Source organism: Rossellomorea marisflavi (assembly GCF_009806575.1).
GTDB lineage: Bacteria > Bacillota > Bacilli > Bacillales > Bacillaceae_B > Rossellomorea > Rossellomorea marisflavi_A.
Genome location: NZ_CP047095.1, coordinates 737,912 through 757,681, shown reverse-complemented (window position 1 = coordinate 757,681; position 19,770 = coordinate 737,912). Strand labels below are relative to the sequence as shown.

The window sequence follows — 19,770 nt, the reverse complement described above, 5'->3', positions numbered from 1 at the left end:
TATAAATGAGCATAACTCCTTTTCTGAATGTAGTACAGTTAACCTCCTATATAAAAAGACTTTGCCCACCCGAAAGTGGCAAAGTCTCTTTTTTTATACTTTAATTCATCGCACGATCTCCCACTTCGTCAGCCCCTCAACCAACACACTTCCTTCAGATGACAGTACCACCCCATCTGATTGGTCATGTGGATAGAACAAAGACGTGAAGACCCGCTCTCCATCATTCACAAAAACCTCCATGGACGAAACATCCAAGAAGATGGAAAGTTTAACTTTTCCGGCCAGGTCAACCGTGGCACTTCTGGTGTAATCATTCTTTGTTCCCATGTTTTCAATCCGGTTCTCAGAGTGGCTGCGGTCCAGAGTGAGCTCGTTTCGTTCTCGATCCAGGATCAGTTTCAGATTGTCTCTTAATCCTTTGAACAAGCTTACTGTTACACGCTTGCTCTCTCTCATATCAATCTGCAAATCTATACGTTGGCTTTTGCCGTTCAAATATTCGATGGAATATTCTCCTTCCAGGGAAAAGCCACCTAGATCGACCCGATTTTTTTGATACGCCGTGATGGTTTGACTTGGGCTCTGGACTAAGTTGCCATTCCTTAGGGATAATTCCCTCGGCAACGTCATAGAGCCATTCCAGCCATGTCCCTGTTTATGCAGGGGATCATTCATATCCCACATTTTCATCCATGCCATCATGATCCTTTTCCCATCCGGGGTCAAAAGCGTCTGTGGTGCATAAAAATCGAATCCTTGATCCAATTCCTGTTCACTTTCAATTGAGAACGTCCCGCTTGAATGGTCGAATGACCCGATCAATGCCATAGAAGAGTGAATGTTTTCATATCGGTTACCGACACGATATTTTTCCTGGGGAGAAAACAATAGGACGTACTTTCCGTCCAGTTCAAAGAGATCAGGACACTCCCACACAGTGCCATACTCCCTGCCAAGGGTCAGCTTATTCAGATAGGTCCACGTCGCGCCATCATCTGATTCGTAGAATAATACATATCCGATATGCCCTTCACTTTTCGCCCCCACTACCATATAAAAGCGTCCATCATATTGCCAAACCTTTGGATCCCTGAAATCCTCCAGCCTGATACCCACTGGAACCTGATCGGTGTTTATGACAGGGTTGCCGCTATATTTGATATAGGTCAGTCCATCGGAGGATTTTGCAAGGCATTGGACCTGTCTTATATGAGGTTCCCCCTCTACCTCATTGACCGGATCGAATTTTTTCAATTCTTTATCATAGTGGGCATCAAGATGGCTGTCCACGTGTCCGGTGTAATAGAGCCAATGCTCTTCTCCTACCTGCAGAGCCGATCCAGAGAACACGCCGTTACGGTCATAAGCCTCACTTGGTCTAAGCGCCACCGGAAGATGGTTCCATGTAATGAGGTCTGTGCTGATAGCATGTGCCCAGTGCATCGGCCCCCATTGGGTATCGTATGGATAGTGTTGATAGAATAGATGGTAGGACCCTTTAAAATATGAAAATCCATTCGGATCATTCATCCAGCCCCTTTCCGGCATAAGATGGTACTGATGTCGATACGTTTGGTTGATATCTATATCAATGGTCATTGTCTTCACCCGCTTCTTTTGGTTTCCAAATGGATTTGAGTTCATATACTTTTATGGATGCAATACGTGTTTCATCCCTACCGATCAAAGAGATATGGTCACTCTCAGGTAAACTCGGATAAGCCCTGGTAGAGATCATTCTTTTATTCTGGATGAAACATTCAATGGCTGAATGGTCGACAAAAAGGTGGACGCGCAGTCCTCCCTCAACCACCACTTCCCCTCCGTGCCAATCCCCGTCCTTATCCAGACATGTGTTGCGCCTATCCATACTCACCACTGCTGCGGATGGATCAAAGAGCAACCGGGTCACTTCTAACCCCTCGGGATCTTTTTTCAGCTCAACACCGACCTTCTCATCCGTTTCTTCAAATTCCACCAGTACTTCAATCATCTTATGACGGAGCGACTCAAGCTTCTGGTTAATGGACTTTATCGATTGATTCACTTCATCCACAAGAAGCCGCGCTCTGAGGGATTGGAGATTCTCAAGCGGTCTTACGATGAGCTCCCCTTCATGAAGGGAAAGTTCAATGGGAAGACCAGCATTATGTGCCCAGCCTGAATCGTATTCCTCCTGTTCCGTTCGATTACCTTGCAGTATGGAGAACACCACGGATTTCCCGCTTACAGGATCGACAAATCCACTGGGACCGCTGAACTTGAATCTCCCATAATCAAGGAGCCGGGGAGTAGGAGTATCTGGTATGAACGTATGTGAACCCCGATGGAACTCTCCAATGTAATAATACGTGTCCACTTGTTGACTTGGACCTGAGTGAAAATAACTCATGAAAAGAAACACGAACTTCCGATTGCCTTTTTCATCGGATATCGGCAGGAATACCGGAAGCTCCCAGTTCGTCCCCAGGTGAGGGTATTCCTTGTGGTCGACAGAGAAAAATTCGCCTTTAAACGTCCAATCTCTACAGTCATTGGATGTATATAGCCAGGCAACAGGTCCCTGATCCTCGATTCCACCACCATTAATGAGGTACCACTGATCCTCATCTTCATCCTTCCACACGAAAGGGTCCCTGAACTGCGATGGGATCCCCTGATCAACTGTCTGTTCTATGACCACGTTTTCCCCTAAATCCCACTCTAACAATCTTCCATCATGAACGTCTTTTGGCTTTGCCACGCCCACGCCTTGATTGTACGTCTTGGAAAAATCCGCTGACGTATAAAAAAGGAGGGGGCTGCCATCCGGACCGATTGTCGCCGATCCCGACCAAACGCCCGATGGAGAAACCTTTTTTTCAGGAATCAATGCGGTGGGTTCATTTTCCCAGAACACCATGTCGTCACTCGTCCAATGACCCCAATGGAGATGTGAGAAGTAGGGGCCCGATGCATTTTTCTGATAGAAAAGATGATACTTCCCCTGATAATAGAAAGGGGCATGAGGTTCATTCATCCAATGCTGTGGAGGAATCGCGTGAAATTGGGGGCGGTGGGGATCATCCAGGAGTCTGGCTTCATCCAGCTCAATATCCCTGCTCACAAGGGTCAGACTATTTACTGCACTCGCCTCTTTCCAGATCGCATCGTCTCCCAGTGCCTCACCCAGCATGCAGATGGAATCAATTACTCCTGAAAACATACCGCCGCTAAAATAGTTCCCAATCTTGAATGGCGCACTGCTTTTCCCGATGGATAAAGAGGTCTCGGAAGGTGCAAAGGTTGCCGTCATCTCTGTCTCTCTTACTCCATTTATAAAGATGGCTATTCGCTGTTGATCTTCATCGTAAACTGCTGACACCTGGGACCAAGCTGCTAATCGTAATGATTTATCCGTCCTGATCAGCTGAATCTCTTCTCCGTTCCCGATCTCAAGCTGCACAATTCCGTGCTCAAATAATCCAAGGGCGAACCCTGTTTTGGCATCACGATCCAACTGATCAATCAGTGCTGTTGCGACCTCCCCGTGGCATGCTTCAAAGCATCGTGGGGCCAGAATGATCGAAATCGTGAATGAGGCATTATGGATAATGCCTTCATCCTCAATCCAAGTAGAATATCCGTCAAAATCCAAGGCATACCTTAAAATGGATGAACGAATCCATCTTGGTGCTACACTTGCTTTATATTTAGCTTCGTTGAACACATAATGGACGTGAAGATTTTTCTCCCGTACACATTCCCACACCGTGTTTCCCTTTCCTTCACTAAAGTCAATCTGATAAAGTTGCTTCATCTTCCACCTCTATTGATGAATTATTTAATCCCTGAAGATGTGTTCTGCGGCATGATGTATTTCTGCCCGAATATATACACAAGAAGAATCGGGATGGTCGTAACCGTTAAGCCCGCCATGACTTGGTTCAGGAAGACCGGCTTCGTCTCATTCATGATATTGACCGCGACCGACAGAGGATACTTCTCCGTTTCCGTGAAAATCATGAGCGGCCATACGTAGTCATTCCAAGAACCCACGAATACGAGAATTCCAATCGTCATGAAAATCGGCTTGGAAATCGGCACGACGATTCTCGTGAAAATCTGCCACTCTGACGCTCCGTCCATAAAGGCCGATTCCCTCAGCTCATTCGGGATTTTTTTGAAGAACACCATAAACAAAAAGATATTAAAGGCGCTTCCGATATGCGGTAGGGCTAATCCCCATACGGTATTGATCAATTTCATTTCATTGATAATGATGAAGATCTGGATAAGGACGGATTGAAAAGGAAAAATGATCAAAATGATCAACAGTCCGGTGACATATTTCTTAAACGGTACATTGAAGCAGGCAAGGGCATATCCAGCCAATGAATTGACGAACAGGCTCCCTGCAACGATGACAAAACTGTAAAAGACGCTGTTTAAAAAATGAACCGAGAAATTAAATCTGCTGAACAATTCTTTATAAGGATCCAACCAAGTATCCACTTGCCCCAAATGGGGAAGAAAGCTTTGGATCGTGCCCAGTTCATTCGTGATATCAGCAACAGATTTTGTACTATTGACGAACATCCAAACGGTGGGGAATACAAATAGCAGTGTAAAACCCACCAGTAGGAGGATCTTCAACCCTTTCATAAATGCCTTCATACCTACTCCTCCTTGACCAGCTTACGTTGAATAAATGCGATCAGAATCAGGATCAGTGCAAATACGACGGTGATGGCGCTTGAGTATCCGATCTGCCTGTATCGCGTTCCCTGCTCGAACATATACAAAAGAATGCTGGACGTACTGCCCTGAGGGCCTCCATTGGTTAAAACGAGCGGTTCGATGATGATTTTAAATGTTCCCGTGGTCACAACGATCAACACAAACACCAGCTGACCCTTTATACTCGGAACGGTGATATATCTGAACTTTTGCCATCCATTTGCCCCTTCAAGGTCAGCCGCTTCATAAAGAGCGGACGGGATATCCTGCAATGCGGCCATGATGATGAGCACCTGAAAACTGATCCCCTGCCAGAGTATAATGAACGAAATCGTCGGAAGGGCAAGGGCAGGATCTGAAAAGAATTCCTGTTTAGCAAACCCAAGCTCAGCCAGTAGCATGTTGACAATCCCCGTCTTGGGATCGAGGATGTTTTTCCAAAGAAGGGATACGACAATGATGGATAAGATATAAGGTGAGAAGAAGGCCGTCCTGAAGAACGTATTCACTCTTGATTTCTTGGCAATCAAAATCGCCAGAAAAAGGGAAAGGGCAACCTGAAGAGGTACGATGTAAATGACATATTTTGTAGAGTTGAAGAATGCTTGCTTGGCATACTTATCATCTTTGATTTCCAAGTAATTATCGAGCCCTACAAAGGAAACATCATTTGGCTTTAAAAGATAATAGTCGGTGAAGGAGTACCATACCGCAAGACATAATGGATAAATAACAAATATGCTGATTAAAGCGAGGGCTGGCAATAAAAATAGGAACTTCCCGCTGAAGATGAATGGGAGTAATTGTTTAGTATCACTTCTCTTGACCATATCGCTGCTCCTTAATAGAACAGAAAGTGCACGATACTCCGTACACTTTCTATTTTATTATTTTTCAATTACTTGAATCTTGCACTCTCTCGATCTGCTTTTTCGATTGCATCGTCCACCAGATCTTCAACTGATCCGTTCTCCAGGGCGATCCCTTCAACAATATCCCCCAGGACATCCTCGAGAACCGGGAAAATTGGAGATTTCGGTTTGACATGATTCGTTTCGACCAGTTGATCAAGCATTAATTTCCTCGGATACTCATTGTAAAGCTTAGAAGATTCCAACAGTTCTTTATGACCTGGGATAAGGCCTGAAGCCTCTTCCATCGCTTTGGCACTCTCTTCATTGGTCATATGTGCGACCAACTCAGCAGCTAAATCCGGATATTCCGTGTTATTCGTTGCCGCAACGTACCAGCTTCCATGAGGAGCAGACTGCTCACCCTTCTTGCCATACGGGTAAGGCATCAGTGACCAATTCAGATCAGGATAATCCTTTTTGAACACATCGATCATCCACGGTCCTTCAAAACTGATGGCCGCTTTCTCAAGGGCAAATGCATTTTCTCTCGCAGTCGGGGATACATAGCCTTTCCTGAACATCGTTTCCATGAACTTGAAGGCGCCAATGGTTTCTTCACTGTCAAGATATCCTTTTGTTTCAAGGCCATCATCCCCTACAAGCTTTCCTCCATTAGAGAAAATGAGCGGGGAATGGGCATACATCTGCCAGCCGCTGTTGTCCGGGAACATATGAACAGGCTCTTCCTTCATATACTTCTTAAGCTTTTCCGCATTACTCAAAAACTCCTCAAAGCTCCACGCCTGGTCCAATGTCCAGTTACCATTTTCATCTGCCGGAATGTCGATGCCAGCCTTCTTGAATAAATCGACATTATAGAAAACCGGTGATGAAAGGTCGAACGATTGAAGAGCATATAGATTATCCCCTACGCTTCCTGCTTCCACGATGGTGTCGAGATAGGAATCAATTGTCCCTTGATCCAAATGCTCATTCAAAGGAAGCAACAATTCCGAATCCGCATATGATGCAGCATATACACTTTCAAGTGTGATGACATCCGGGAGATCTCCAGTGGTGATGGCTGCGTTGAGACGATCATTATATCCGCTGCCTTCGCCTGTCTTTACGATGTGTTCCACTGTTACCTTTACATCTTTGTGCTTTTCTTCAAATTCTTTAGCTCTCTCGTCGTAGTTTTTCCCCTCTTGCTCTTCAGCCGGGACATGAACCCACACTTTCAATTCTTTCTTTCCATCTTTTGCTTTTTGACCACCCGTAGAAGAAGAACATGCCGTACATACTAAAAGCAATACTGTAAAAACAATAAGACCGATCGATTTCTTCATCCCTATCCCTCCTCACAGTATGGAAATGTTTCCACAAAGATTAATAAGAAAAGGGCAAGGCCCCGTTCTGTCATATGGAAATGTTTCCATCTATACGTTTAGTATAGTAAACGCTTTCTTTTCAGTCAATCATTTTTTTTACGATTTTGTTGTCTCTCCGTTTAAGTATTCTACAGGATGGACGGCCGGCGTCACTTGAATTCCTTTCATCCGTTTGATGACAAGGTCTACAAGGCTCCTCCCCATCAGCTCTACAGGCTGTCTGATGGTTGATAAACGCGGCGCGAACGTAGCATAAGTCTGAAGTCCATCGTATCCGATGACTGAAAGTTCTTCTGGAATGTTGATCCCCTTCTCACGTGCAATTTGAACCAATTCCATAGCCATCATATCATTTTCTACCAGCACCCCGTCGACGTCCGGATGCTTCTTCAGGAATTGATGGAGAAAGGCTGTTTGATTCTTAATCGGATCCTGTTCGATGAATATAACAGGATCTATGCCACTTTCAGCCGCTCCATCCTGAAATCCACTCCTTCTTTTTTCCACTTCTGTCACAATGGTTTTAGAGTAAGTCCCGATGAAAGCTGGCTTGGTGCATCCGGAATCACGCAAGATCCGAAACGCCATTTTCCCACCACCATAGTTATCACTTGAAACATAAGGAATGTCACCAATATGCCGATCGACAAACACCAGCGGCATGGAACTCGTAATTTCTTCTTCGATGCGGTTATACGAAATCCCAATGATCCCCGAAACCTTATTTTGCTTCAACATATTGATGTACCTGATTTCTTTATCGATTTTACCCGTTGAATTACAGAGGACCAGTCGATATCCTCTCTTATCCAGCTCATCTTCGATATAGAAAGCAAGTTCTGAGAAAAATGCATGGTGGATGGACGGAAGGAATAATGCTACAAGCTTACTGTCCTGGGCAACAAAGGCCCTGGCCGTTTCATTTGGAACATACCCAAGCTTCTGAATGGCATCTTCAACCTTTTTCACCGTCTCTTCACTAGCATATCCGGATTTATTGATCACACGCGAAGCTGTCCCGATGCCGACACCGGCCAATTTCGCTACATCTTTAATCGTTGCCAATTCTATCACCTCACCCACAAGCATATCATATGTGGAAACGTTTCTCTATAGATGTATATACTCAGGTAGTTCCGGGTAATTATTTTCATTATTCCAAAGTCGATGATATAAAGTGTGCTCACCGTCACGGAGTCATATGCCTTTAAAGATCTCATTGCCTGATGCTCATGCCAAAGGGATTTATGCTGTGCCGCACCTCCATTTTCTGCTTTTGGGTAGGTGTACGAGGCTCATGATGCCTTTCCTCCCCCTTTTCTATATATTTTCATGTGTTTTTACCAAAATATGTTATAATCATTCCAACACACTCTCTTTTAAAGGAAGTGACCAAAATGGAAACACAAGCCCCTTCACCAAAAACGTATGGCTTCATCAGCTGGCTTTCCCTCATCATCGGCGTAACATCCTTCTTCCTCGTGTTCGTCACCCCGACACGGGTAGCCAATACCGGTTCTACCATTGGGGATTCCATCACCCTCAGCCTGATGGTCATTGGGAGCATCATCTCGATTGTTGGACTCCTCAAAAAAACGGAGAAAAAGACTCTCTCCGTCATCGGTTTATTTCTTTCCCTTTCCTTTATCTTTTACTGGATCCTGATCATCGTCCTCTTGGTCACCGGGCAGACTCCTTTTGCACCTTAAGAATCACTGCGTCAGATTTTCCATCTCAATCACTTTCCCGTCAGCCCGCTCGACCGTATAGCGGACAGAAGGATTTTGAGGGTAGGACGCATTGCCGTTGTATTCCGTGATTTCAACACGATCGCCGTGGCTCACAAACTTGGTGAAACTCCCTCCCGCTCCGCTGATATTGCTGAAATGCAGAAGCATGGTATCACCTGAGGTGCCTTCCTCCACCACTTCCCATAGATCACGCTCATAGTTCTCCCAGAAAATATTTTTGGAAACCTCGTTTGCTTTGTTCTTATGGACCAATTCCCACAGGTCCACGGCTTCGTCCATACTATCCCAGGCAGCGCCGTCTCGCTGGAACTCGATCACCTGGCCATCAGGCACTGTGCCGTCTGCAAAGTACTGATCGAACGAATCGTCCTCTAACGTCAGGGCTTCCAAGGAATCTCCCTCACCTTTCAACAGCAAAGCAGTCATTTCGTTATCATCACGTATGATCTTCACCACCGTATAGCCGTGGCGATCCTTATACTTCTCAACCTTATAAACATACTCGTACTTTTCGTTCACCGCAAGCTCGCCATCGTTAAAGAACCATTTACTCTTCACTCCATCGTCCTTCCCCTTTGCCACCCAGGAACCGGAAATGTCGAGGGTCGCTTCTTCTACTCCATCAGAAGTGGCTTCCTCGTCTTCTCTTTTTTCCTCCTGTTCAGCCGTCGCACTCTCATCCGATGTGGTTTCTTCATCCTCAGCCTCAACAGGCTCCGACTGGTTCTCCTTCCGCTTTTGTTCCTGCTTTACTTCCGGTTTATCCTCGGTCTGAGCCTTTTCTTCCTTGCCGCAACCCGCTACCACCATGGCAGCAAGGATGGCGGATATCATCCAACTGTAGCTTTTCATATACACCAATCATCCTTTTCATATATTCGCATATGGATATTAAATTCCATTTGTCATTATTCGACAGGAATCTCCGAAATCCTTTTTATGGAATTATAAAATTTCATTATGCGTGGCCTGATTGAGGATTCCAAAATCCATTTCATTTTGCACGGACGCTTCGATCAGTTGTCATTATCTACCCATCACCTCAGCTTAATGGGACTCAAAAACGGATATGATTTTCCTTGAGCCTTAGAATCCAGATATTCCTTTAACAACTTTTGATAAAACGGATCATTCCCCTGTTTTATTCCCAAGTGTTCATATTCCCAGGCAATCCCTGTGACAATTGGACCAAAGGGGTTTTTTTCATAATAATATGAGACGTCAAACCTACCATCAGGTAAAAAACTCATTTGAAAGCATGTCCAAGCGTCACCAAATTCCGTTTCATACTCCTTTTTAAAGTCACTGATGCAAAATGACAATTCGTCTTCAAACTGTTCATGATATTCCTCGTTCATATCGAATCGTTCAACAATGTCAGAACCACTTATCCACTCTTTTGTTTCTTCGGATAGATAGTAGAAAAAGAAAAACTTAAGACCGTCATCTTCTACAAACACTTTCACTTCAGTCCATTCCTCCACAATCATCTCCGAAATCATCTGTGCAATCCTTGAATAATAGGACTCGAGTTTCAATGCCCCGCTCCCCCTTCTTAAAATGAAAGCGAAGAGCATCACGGATGCTCTTCGCTTTTATCAACTTATAAGTGAAAAGTCTTTCATTCAGGCTTACTCTCCCTGCCCATCCTTCAACACCACCGTAAACATCCCAGTCATGTTCGGGGAATGATCCATGAAATCATACTTCTCGTAAAACGATTCTTTTCCACCGGATGCAAACAATCCGACAAATGCCTTATCAGGCGCATGATCCTTCAAGTAGCCGACGAGGCTGCCCATGATCTCCTGCCCAAGGCCCTTCCCCTGATGATCAGGGTGTACGACGATATCCTGTATGTAAAAATAGATCGCTCCGTCCCCGATGATCCTCCCCATTCCGATTGCCTGTTCATGGTCCATGATGACCACAGAGAACAATGAGTTCACCAGAGACGTTTCCGCTGCATCGTAATTCATAAAATCCGTCCAGCCGACGGAATCACACAGACGTGTATATTCTTGCAAGGTGGGTGTGCGTTGCTCCAATTTGTATGTCTTCACCATTCTTCCTCCTCACTTGCTCATCTATGTTATTCGACACACCCGCTCCGTTTCCTTCTCACTCCCAAATGAGTCGATCAAATGCATACCCCAGGCTCATGCCTGTCACTTTATTATCGACATGCACGAAAGATAACAGGAGATTGTTCTCATGATCCACGTACCCGATCTCTTGCATTCCCTGGTTTGAATCTGTATATGAAAAATAATCCTCACCATAGGCCGAAGTGACTTCGTCGAGTGAAGAACCCAGCCCGATATGAGCTGTCGTTGAACCCGTTCCACCTTTGATCACCCCGACAGCAAGGATTTCATCCGTCTCCTTATCCACACTTACATCAAGCTTTCCGTTTGTATACTGATTGTAATTCCTGTCGTATTCACCGTTTGATTCATACCCCTTGAATCCCGGCTCTTCCCGGAGAAAAGTGCCCACTTTCAGTCCACCGATGGATTCGTCTGAAAGATTGGTAGAATCGACTTCCTTCATGGATTGCTCCAGGGTTTGGGTGCTGCAGGCTGACAGCATGAGCAGTAGGAACAAACATAAGGCCGATATCCTTTTCATCTAGGCGCCTCCTCCATCAAAATCCTTTCTTTTAAAATTACCATAAAAGTAATTATTTACATTACATGTTTCAAAACGTCATTCCTTCTTCCCGTTAAACAGATCCTTCAATCGAATCTCCTCTGTTCGACCGTCATAACGGACTGTGACCTTATCGTCATCCGTCAGTTTAATCTTCTTTCCGTCGTTGAGGATCAGGGTATCTTTGTCGGCGAATGTATACGTGACAGAAACCCCATCTCTGAATTGATCAGAAATCTCACCATATGGAAGCCAAGACGGTGGCGGGATAAGATCCCAGCTTTCATAGATGATGATCTCATCTGTATAAGGCTGATTCAGTTCATTTTGTATTGCAAGGAGGTAGCGGTCATCTTTTTTTGACTTAAAGGTCATGGTGATGCTTGACCGATCCTTCTGGATAGTGGTGTCAACATTCCCCTGATCCGCAATCCACATTGAGACAAACAGGATATGGTTCACCACTGCCAAAATCACGAACAAACCCAGCATGGATGCAATCACCACGATGATCCTCTTCTTATTTTTCGATCGTACCGTCTTAAGATAATCAATCTGCTTTCGTTCGGCGGTGCGCTGTTCAACCTGACGGCCCATACCCTCTTCCCTCATGTCCTCCAGGTACTCCCTGCACTCAGGGCATGATTCCATATGGGCCTCCATCAGTCGCCGGGTCTCATCGCTCGTCAAGTGTTCCAAATAGTTCGGCACAAGATCCTTGAATACCTCATGATTCATCTCGTTTCACTCCCTTTCTCATCTCTTGTTTCGCCCGATAAAAGGTGACGCGCGCCCAATTTTCCGATTCACCGAAGACGGTCCCGATTTCCTTGAACGATAACTCTCCCAGAAGTCTGAGATAGAGGATTTCACGCTTCTTCTCATCCAGCCCCCGTACCCGCTTGAAGAATTCGACCTTTGCCTCTCCCTTAAGGAGTTCCTCCTCCACATGATGGAAGCCGGCCTCCTCCACTTTCAGCCTGTCTGCCAAGCGTATCCGCTTCTTCTCCCGGTTGACTTCCTGAAGCCATACATTGCGGGCAATTGCGCATAACCAGGTCGACAACTTCGACTTGCCTTCATCAAACGAATCAAGCGACTTCATCGCTTGATAGAATGTTTCCTGGGTCAATTCCTCTGCTGCATGGCTATTATGTGTCAGCGTCATGATGTACCGATAAATAAAATCTGCGTAGTTTCCGTAAATGTCCTCCCGTTCCACCATGTCCCCCCTTTTTGCCTGCTCCTTCATGTATCCAAGATCACACCGATTCGTTACACATCTTGCTGAATTTTTTTCGCACATAAAAAGAATCACTCACTGGAGTGATCCTTCTCGGTTCCATTTATGTCACCCGCACCACGTAGTACTCCATCCGGTGAACTACCTCAAACCCTGCTCTCCCATAAAGACGAATGGCCTGCTCATGCCCAGCATCCACCGTCATGCTGACCGTTTGGATTCCAAGCTCGTCTTGCAAAAATGCCAGGGCCGTCTTCGTCAGAGCCGTCCCGATCCCTTGTTGCCTTTCAGCCGGATCGACTGCGATGAATTCAATCGTTCCTTCATTATAAGTGGGTTTGCCCTTCACATAGGCGTATCCCTTTATTCCGGCTTCCGATTCCACTGCGAACACTTTATGCTCGTGATCAAGGCGTTTGAGAATATCGAGACCGCTCATGTACGTTTCCGGAAACGCTTCGTCATGCAGTTTGATGAAGGACGCATGCCTTTCCGGACTCAATTCGTAGACCCTGGAATCAACCTTCACACCTTTTTGCTTTGAGGCATGCATGATCAAGTGCTGACTTCCCTTACAGGCTTCCACCCTACACATGAAATTCCTCGCCAGGGTATTCTGTGCATTATAGAACCCATAGTAGGTGTGGGCCTTGTCACCTAACCGCATTGTAAGGTCCTCCCACAGTTCCAAAGCAAGCTCAACTGGCTGTCCTTCTTTTACAAACGGACCCCAAAGCTCTGCTGTTCCGTCCCCCAGATCAACATCCGCCCCCAGCACCCCGATGATGGTGCCGTTTTCATGTTTGGCAGCAAAGGATTCTCTTGCCGGAAGGTCTGAAAATTCATGAGAAAGTGTGTGGAGGATCTCTTCCTGCATATCCCCACAATAACCTACGTGGTGTTCAGCTTTTTGGTTGGCAAGGGCAATGAAAGTTGAAATAGCTTCGAGGAACTTTTGCATCAGCACACACCCCTAAGGATTGGTTTCGTACACATGGGTAACCTCTTTTGATCCTATCTTAAAATGAAAATCAGCCTGTTCCAACTCACTGAACCCTTCCCCTTCCGATACTAGGACAATGGAGTAGCGCTCTCCGCTCTTGATGGTATACGGGAGGTCAGCAAGTTTTGTTCTTTCATAACTCTCAGGCCAGTTCTTTCCTTCATCGTTGATGATATAGGCTCTCGCCGTCTCCATATGATTCACCTGGACAGAATCCAGGGTGGCCTCCTTTTTAGGATGTCGGAGTTCGAAGTTGATCTTCATATAAGTAGGGTACGATGTTTCCTCGAATTGAACTGTTTCCCACACCCACAATTCTCCTTCACGATCACCGCAACCGCTCAGGATCCATGTGTTAAATAGGAAAAAGATGAGTATGAGCTTTTTCACCTCTCCACCCCGTTTCCGTTTTCAATAAAGATATGCTTCCAATCACCATTTTTTACTTAATTATACAGTTCGACACATTTCCTCACATTCCTTTGAAACTTGATCATATCTCTTTCCTAAATGAATAACTCCGCCTTGTATATCCCATTCTCTCTTCATAAAAGCGGTGAGCATCCTTCCTCTTCACCCCTGATTCCAACGCCACCAATGCTGCTCCCTGTTCACGCCCATAGTCATGGATGTACGTGAGCAGTCTCTCCCCGTAGCCGTGGGACCGGTGATCGGGACGGGTGACCAGGTCATAGATGAACACGTGACGACCATTGTAAAAATTGGTGCAAAGCTTGATTCCCGCAAGACAGACAAGCTCACCTTCTGCATAGAGACCGAATAGCTGATAGCCCTCCTGGGTCATGACCTGTCTAAGACTCAGATAGCTCTCTAGCGTCAGATCTGTCCTCAATGCCTTCATCACCTCAAATGAGTGCGTCCATTCTTCCACAGTGTGAAGTTCCCTTATGTTGATATCCATGTTTGTTCCTCCTTCATATGTTTTCCTTTTAACGCCATAAAGGCACCTGCACATGACAAACTGCATCCGATCACAAGGTACGGGGTCAGGGGAGATTCACCGATCATGACCGATGCAATCCCTCCAATCGCAGGAAACAGGGCCACCATGTATCCGCTTCTCGCCCCGCCGATCTCCTTGATCAGTTTCAAATAAAACAGCCAGGCAAAGAATGACGCGCATACGGATAGGTACAGGAGTGAAGACCAATAGTGAATGGAGGGCGGCAGGGATAAGGGAACCCCTTTGCCCCATACAAATCCTCCTATCACGGCGCCTGCCACAAGGAACCCGAACGCATTGGCGTAGACCGGGTCGACTCCCCTGTCGGCATTGATGGCAGAGCACACATCGCCGATGGATGTGATGATGGTCCCCGCAAGAGCGAGCCCCAAGCCACTCATCGACAGGGATTCCGGATGGTGGACAAGCGTCGGATACAACAGGACGAACACCGCCCCGATCCCCATTGCGCCACCCACGGCAATCCGACCCGATACAGATTCCCTCCCAACAATGGCAAGAGCCAGTGGAGTGAATACGACCTTCAGGGAGAAGATCATCGTTACTACGGCCGCGGAGCTTTGCAGCGTTCCGTAGTAAACACAAAGATAGCTCAGGGCAAAATTGCACACCCCGAACAGCAAGACCGTCACCCTGCGCCCACCTCCCAACGGTTTATCCGGCTGTCTCCATAGAAGAAGGGCTCCGAACATCAGACAGGTGAGCGCCAGCCGATAAAACAGCGATAGCTCCGGCGCGACAAGGTCCCCCTGGATTTTGACAGCGATGAAATTCAATCCCCACACCAACGTACAAAACCAATAATACATTCGAATCATAGATATCCTCCTCTTACACCCCCATTATCCAAAACATCTGTCATTTCAAAAAGATACAGTTTACACTAAACATAAATGACAGATTAGGAGACTCTCATGGCCGAATTGATTTTTTCCATTGAACGAAATAGCCAGATCCCCATGTATCATCAGGTATATCAGTATATCCGCACGCAGATCGCCTCAGGAAAACTTCCGCACGGAACCAGGCTTCCTTCCATCAGGGAGCTTGCCCGTCAGCTTGATGTGAGCCGGAACACCACGCAGCTCGCTTATGAGCAGCTTCTTTCAGAGGGATACGTCCGCAGTGAACATAAAAAAGGCTTCTTTGTGGAAGCCAAAATGTCAGATAGCGTATTTGCCTATGAACGGATTCCGGATACTGCTGACCCTGTGGTTCCAACCAACAGGCACCACGTCGACTTCCGTACCGGGACGGTGGATCAGGACAGCTTCCCCCTCGCCAAGTGGCGGCGCTATTCCAATAAAATCATGAATGACCCTTCCCTGTACTCCTATGGCGACAAGCAGGGGGACATGGAGCTCAGACGGGAACTGGAGAACTATCTATTTCAATCTCGGGGCGTGCAGGCAGCTGCGGACCAGATCATCATAGGCGCAGGCACGAAGTCGTTGCTCCTCATGCTTCTCCTGATGTTGAGGTCCCACCATGTGATTGCCGTGGAGGATCCGGGGTACGACCTGTCCAGAAACCTCTTCTCCCTCATGGGGTTTGAGGTTCATCCCATCCCAGTCACATCGTCAGGCATCCATACAGGGGAACTCAGGCAGTCACCTGCCACCCTTCTCTATACCACGCCGACCCACCACTACCCGACAGGCGTGACCATGCCCGTGAATCAGAGGCTCGATCTCCTCCGCTGGGCACATGAGGTCGACGGCTACATCATCGAGGATGACTACGACAGCGAATTCCGCTACATCCACCAGCCTGTCCCCTCTCTTCAAAGCATGGACCATAGCGGACGCACCATCTTCATGGGAACCTTCTCAAAAGCCCTTCTTCCCTCGATCAGGATCAGCTATATGGTCCTGCCGCCAAGCTTGCTGGCGCTGTACCGGGAAAACGCAGGGCTATTCGAACAATCCGCTTCCCCCATCCATCAGAAGACACTGGCCCGTTTCATGAAGGATGGACACTGGTATCCACACCTCCGGAAATTGAAGGCTTTATATCGAAATCGGATGAACGTATTGGTGAGGGAGCTTCGACAGGCATTCCAAACCGATATTGATATCAAGGGCGAGCATTCGGGGATCTTTGTCGTGGTTGAAGTGAAGACCGATCAGACCGAGAAGGAATTGATTGAAAGAGCACGCAAACATGACGTTGGCGTATATGGATGTTCGAAGTATTTTGTGGAGGTACAGCCCCGGTACCCTCACCTGCAACTTGGGCTGGGGAAGCTGACGGAGGAGGAGATTGTGGAGGGAGTGGCGCGGTTGAGTCGGACGTGGGAAAGGCCACCAGAATAAGAAGAACCGCTTTCGTTCTTGAGCTTTTTCTCCATACAAAGAGGTTCTATCTCTACTTTTAGAGATAGAACCTTTTTGTACTATGTCTCCGATTAGGAAATTAGTTCTTAAGATTTGGTCCTCCCGTGGGAGAGATTTCCTCTCCTTTTTCCCCGGCAACAAAGGGTCTGGGATCAATCGTTCCCCCACTCTCTTCATAGGTCATGAGGTCTGTATATTTCCGAATCACTATGATTTCTTGTTCCTCCTCTGTTACGGTATTCATCCCCCTACTATCTTTGATGCGTTCTCCAGATGAGCCAAGGAGCTCCTGCACTTTCTTATTTTGGTTACGTGGATCAATGATGGCTTCCAACCGGAACCTTTCCTCGAGTTCAGGAACGCTTCGCAAAAAAACTACGGGGCCAAATTGCCCCTGACTATCCACCTCTACATCTTCTTTTACCTTTACTTCATCTGTAGGTTCCGCACCACCATTCACAATACTCATATAATTGTCCTTAGGATCGAAAGGTCTCAGCTGTATAGTCACGATGGTCCCTTCCGTAAGTGTGGTTTCCCCCCGGATGATCATTCTTCGTTTAGACAGCATCAATGTAGGATTAAGGTCCACCATCACCGCTTTTGGCTTACGCACTTCATTGTTCTTAGGTCCCTTCTCCTTCAGTCCCTCAAACGCCACCACCCTGCATCCTGCCAAAATAACAAGCATACACAATATGAGAATCGTTAAAACCAGCCGTTTACTTCTCATCATTTCCCACCTTTTCGAGGAATCTGGAATCATTTATGAAAAAATTATCTATAAACAATTTCCTTAATTACAATTTAATGGTAGTATGTTACCAAAAGATTGTCAATTAAATTCAGAATATTTAGATTAAAGAAAAAGATAAGGGGGAAATGATGAAAAAGATATCGTCAGGGCTTCTCTACACCTTTTTTATTTTCATAGGTTTCTTGTTGGTCAGCAGTGTGAGCGCCATGTTGCAGTATGACCATGAACTGGTGATCAATCTGGACAACTTCGTTTTGTCCATGAAGACGACGCTCACGCAGATCGGGGACTTCTCGACTCTCCGCATCCCTTGGGGGGAATCCGATAGAACGTATCCTGTAACGGAAGTGTTTGCCGAGTCTTACGGGTACTCCTTCCTGATTTTGCTTGGTGCCTTTCTTTTGGCGATTGTCGTCGCCATTGTGCTCAGCTACTGCTTCATGTTGCTTCCGCGGAAGGCGGGCCGGATCGTCAGCCGTTTTCTGGATGGACTTGATGCCTTGCCGGATGTGTTCATCGTCGTCCTGCTTCAGCTTTTCATTATCTGGCTCTTTAAGAGGACTGGATTTCTTCTCTTCGATATCTACACCCTCGGGGAGGACCGGATTTACGTCTTGCCCATCGTCTGTCTTGCGATTTTGCCCATAACCTACCTCATCAAGAACTTCATCTTCCAGCTGCGGGAGGAAGAGTCCAAGCCGTATATCGAGTTCTCGTATTCCAAAGGATTCTCAAAGTCTTATACGCTATGGGTTCATCTCTTCCGGAACGTATGGATCCATTTCTTCTATCACTCCAAGCCTGTGTTCCTTCTCATGCTCTCAAATCTATTGATCATCGAACTCCTGTTCAACATCCATGGCTTCATGAAAGCCCTGCTGTTTGCTTCCACCGCTTCTCCCCCCGCCTTCCTGGTGGGGATGGTCCTGCTTGTCCTGCCGTTCTACGCGATTTATGCACTCGGCTCACTTTGTTTGAAAACCTGGTTAAAGGAGGGGACGACTGTTGAATAAAAAATGGATACTCGGTCTCTACCTGCCGCTTTCCGTTATCGCCCTCCTCATACTGGCCAGTTTCCTCCTGCCTATCCTCAATCCAGGGTTCGACGAGGACACGGTGAAATACTTGAAGGATGCTTCTGGGAAGATTTATGCTGCTCCACCCTACTCACCGCTTGAAATGCCACCGCTCGGAAGTGAAAAAACCGGCCTGAACCTGTTCTCGCTCCTGATTGCCGGTGCAAAATACACCATCCTGGCGACCATCGCCATCGCATTCCTCAGGATGGTCTTCGGTTTCATCTCGGGTCTGATCTATACTTTCCTTCCAAAAGTCGTGTTGAAACATGTGAAAGGACTTGCCGAAGTGTTCCAATTCATCCCGCTCGTCATCATCGTGTATGCCCTTCTGCACTACGTGGATCAGGCGTATCAGTCGGCGGCACTTGAATCCAACACCTATATCATCATCCAGGTGATTGCCATCGCGATCGTGATCATTCCATCCCTCGGCATCTATATGGGGGAAGAAATGAAACTGTTCATGCACAACGAATTCATCGAGGCATCCCGGACACTCGGAGGGACCAACCGGCACCTGATCCGGACCCACCTGTGGCCACAATTCCTGCGGCACTCCATCGTTCTGTTCTCAGAGCAGATCTCCCAGACCCTTGCCCTGCTCATCCAGCTCGGCATTCTGACCCTGACCCTTGGCGGCCTCCGGTATCTACCGGGAGGAGAAGACTCCGAACCGCTCTACTTCAACGTCAATTATGAATGGGCATCCATGATCAGCATGAACACCAACGCCATCTTCGTCACCCCATGGCTCCTGGTGGCACCGCTCCTCTTCTTTGCGATCCTGATCTTCCTATTCAACACGATCAGCTCGAACCTGAAAAGGATGCTTCTCGAAACGAATGAAGAAGGCCAAGGAAGGAAGAAAAAAGTAGACAAACGTGTCAAACCAGGCAAAACCTATTCTCAGCAGGATTTTGATATGATCAGGCTTGAAAAAAAGAGTGTTTAAAAACAGAACCCCTGAGGCTCCAATGCCCCAGGGGTTCCTTTCATT

Annotated in this window: 21 protein-coding genes; 4 read left to right on the top strand and 17 right to left on the bottom strand. The window is 46.7% G+C overall.

The genetic code is table 11. The annotated features are described in order from the left end of the window. Positions 1-105: 105 nt before the first annotated feature. The 6 genes from D5E69_RS03945 to D5E69_RS03920 form a co-directional block, all read right to left on the bottom strand. Positions 106-1,602 carry a glycoside hydrolase family 32 protein gene (locus tag D5E69_RS03945; RefSeq protein ID WP_159129235.1) on the bottom strand — a complete coding sequence of 499 codons (1,497 nt, stop codon included), beginning with the start codon at positions 1,600-1,602 and terminating at the stop codon, positions 106-108. Then, complete coding sequence (locus D5E69_RS03940) at positions 1,592-3,802, bottom strand: glycoside hydrolase family 32 protein (RefSeq protein ID WP_159129234.1); 2,211 nt, start codon at positions 3,800-3,802, stop codon at positions 1,592-1,594. The genes D5E69_RS03945 and D5E69_RS03940 overlap by 11 nt, the downstream gene beginning before the upstream one ends. 20 nt (positions 3,803-3,822) lie before the next feature. Beyond that, positions 3,823-4,659: a carbohydrate ABC transporter permease gene (locus D5E69_RS03935; protein WP_159129233.1), complete on the bottom strand. Its 837-nt coding sequence runs from the start codon at positions 4,657-4,659 to the stop codon at positions 3,823-3,825. 2 nt (positions 4,660-4,661) lie between these two features. Next, the gene (locus D5E69_RS03930) at positions 4,662-5,552 is read right to left on the bottom strand and encodes a carbohydrate ABC transporter permease (RefSeq protein ID WP_213085578.1); all 891 of its coding nucleotides are present in this window, start codon (positions 5,550-5,552) and stop codon (positions 4,662-4,664) included. A gap of 68 nt (positions 5,553-5,620) precedes the next feature. Continuing rightward, positions 5,621-6,925, bottom strand: a complete 1,305-nt coding sequence (locus D5E69_RS03925; protein ID WP_159129231.1) for an ABC transporter substrate-binding protein — start codon at positions 6,923-6,925, stop codon at positions 5,621-5,623. Positions 6,926-7,063: 138 nt separating this feature from the next. After that, entirely contained in the window at positions 7,064-8,032 is a 969-nt protein-coding gene (locus D5E69_RS03920; RefSeq protein ID WP_159129230.1) for a LacI family DNA-binding transcriptional regulator, read from the bottom strand. Positions 8,033-8,364: 332 nt separating this feature from the next. Here D5E69_RS03920 and D5E69_RS03915 point away from each other — a divergent pair, with 332 nt between their 5' ends. Further along, positions 8,365-8,676: a hypothetical protein gene (locus tag D5E69_RS03915; RefSeq protein WP_159129229.1), complete on the top strand. Its 312-nt coding sequence runs from the start codon at positions 8,365-8,367 to the stop codon at positions 8,674-8,676. Positions 8,677-8,679: 3 nt separating this feature from the next. On the opposite strand, the gene D5E69_RS03910 is transcribed toward D5E69_RS03915, so the two are convergent. From D5E69_RS03910 to D5E69_RS03865, 10 genes are all read right to left on the bottom strand, one after another. Then, positions 8,680-9,570: a hypothetical protein gene (locus D5E69_RS03910; protein WP_159129228.1), complete on the bottom strand. Its 891-nt coding sequence runs from the start codon at positions 9,568-9,570 to the stop codon at positions 8,680-8,682. A gap of 185 nt (positions 9,571-9,755) precedes the next feature. After that, positions 9,756-10,256, bottom strand: a complete 501-nt coding sequence (locus D5E69_RS03905) for an immunity protein YezG family protein (protein ID WP_159129227.1) — start codon at positions 10,254-10,256, stop codon at positions 9,756-9,758. A 93-nt stretch (positions 10,257-10,349) separates the two neighbouring features. Next, entirely contained in the window at positions 10,350-10,781 is a 432-nt protein-coding gene (locus D5E69_RS03900) for a GNAT family N-acetyltransferase (protein WP_159130319.1), read from the bottom strand. Positions 10,782-10,839: 58 nt separating this feature from the next. Then, positions 10,840-11,349 carry a hypothetical protein gene (locus tag D5E69_RS03895; protein ID WP_159129226.1) on the bottom strand — a complete coding sequence of 170 codons (510 nt, stop codon included), beginning with the start codon at positions 11,347-11,349 and terminating at the stop codon, positions 10,840-10,842. Between the two features lie 78 nt (positions 11,350-11,427). Next, on the bottom strand, positions 11,428-12,108 hold the full coding sequence (locus D5E69_RS03890) for an anti-sigma factor family protein (protein ID WP_159129225.1): 681 nt from the start codon (positions 12,106-12,108) through the stop codon (positions 11,428-11,430). After that, positions 12,098-12,622, bottom strand: coding sequence for an RNA polymerase sigma factor (locus D5E69_RS03885; RefSeq protein WP_249931551.1), 525 nt, complete (start codon positions 12,620-12,622; stop codon positions 12,098-12,100). The genes D5E69_RS03890 and D5E69_RS03885 overlap by 11 nt, the downstream gene beginning before the upstream one ends. Positions 12,623-12,716: 94 nt before the next feature. After that, on the bottom strand, positions 12,717-13,574 hold the full coding sequence (locus tag D5E69_RS03880; RefSeq protein ID WP_159129224.1) for a GNAT family N-acetyltransferase: 858 nt from the start codon (positions 13,572-13,574) through the stop codon (positions 12,717-12,719). 12 nt (positions 13,575-13,586) lie between these two features. After that, positions 13,587-14,006 (bottom strand): hypothetical protein, encoded by a 420-nt coding sequence (locus D5E69_RS03875; protein WP_159129223.1) that lies wholly within the window; start codon positions 14,004-14,006, stop codon positions 13,587-13,589. A gap of 103 nt (positions 14,007-14,109) precedes the next feature. Then, positions 14,110-14,538 (bottom strand): GNAT family N-acetyltransferase, encoded by a 429-nt coding sequence (locus D5E69_RS03870; protein WP_048012317.1) that lies wholly within the window; start codon positions 14,536-14,538, stop codon positions 14,110-14,112. Next, the gene (locus tag D5E69_RS03865; RefSeq protein ID WP_159129222.1) at positions 14,523-15,419 is read right to left on the bottom strand and encodes a DMT family transporter; all 897 of its coding nucleotides are present in this window, start codon (positions 15,417-15,419) and stop codon (positions 14,523-14,525) included. Before D5E69_RS03865 ends, D5E69_RS03870 begins: the two co-directional genes overlap by 16 nt. 96 nt (positions 15,420-15,515) lie before the next feature. Between D5E69_RS03865 and pdxR the strand changes: the two genes are divergently transcribed. Next, positions 15,516-16,916 carry a MocR-like pyridoxine biosynthesis transcription factor PdxR gene (gene pdxR, locus D5E69_RS03860; RefSeq protein WP_159129221.1) on the top strand — a complete coding sequence of 467 codons (1,401 nt, stop codon included), beginning with the start codon at positions 15,516-15,518 and terminating at the stop codon, positions 16,914-16,916. Positions 16,917-17,016: 100 nt separating this feature from the next. Here pdxR and D5E69_RS03855 read toward each other — a convergent pair whose 3' ends face one another. Continuing rightward, positions 17,017-17,628: a hypothetical protein gene (locus D5E69_RS03855; RefSeq protein ID WP_159129220.1), complete on the bottom strand. Its 612-nt coding sequence runs from the start codon at positions 17,626-17,628 to the stop codon at positions 17,017-17,019. A 191-nt stretch (positions 17,629-17,819) separates the two neighbouring features. On the opposite strand from D5E69_RS03855, the gene D5E69_RS03850 reads away from it, so the two are divergent. After that, entirely contained in the window at positions 17,820-18,707 is an 888-nt protein-coding gene (locus D5E69_RS03850) for an ABC transporter permease subunit (protein ID WP_082139800.1), read from the top strand. After that, positions 18,700-19,725 carry an ABC transporter permease subunit gene (locus D5E69_RS03845; RefSeq protein ID WP_048016049.1) on the top strand — a complete coding sequence of 342 codons (1,026 nt, stop codon included), beginning with the start codon at positions 18,700-18,702 and terminating at the stop codon, positions 19,723-19,725. Before D5E69_RS03850 ends, D5E69_RS03845 begins: the two co-directional genes overlap by 8 nt. Positions 19,726-19,770 lie beyond the last annotated feature (45 nt).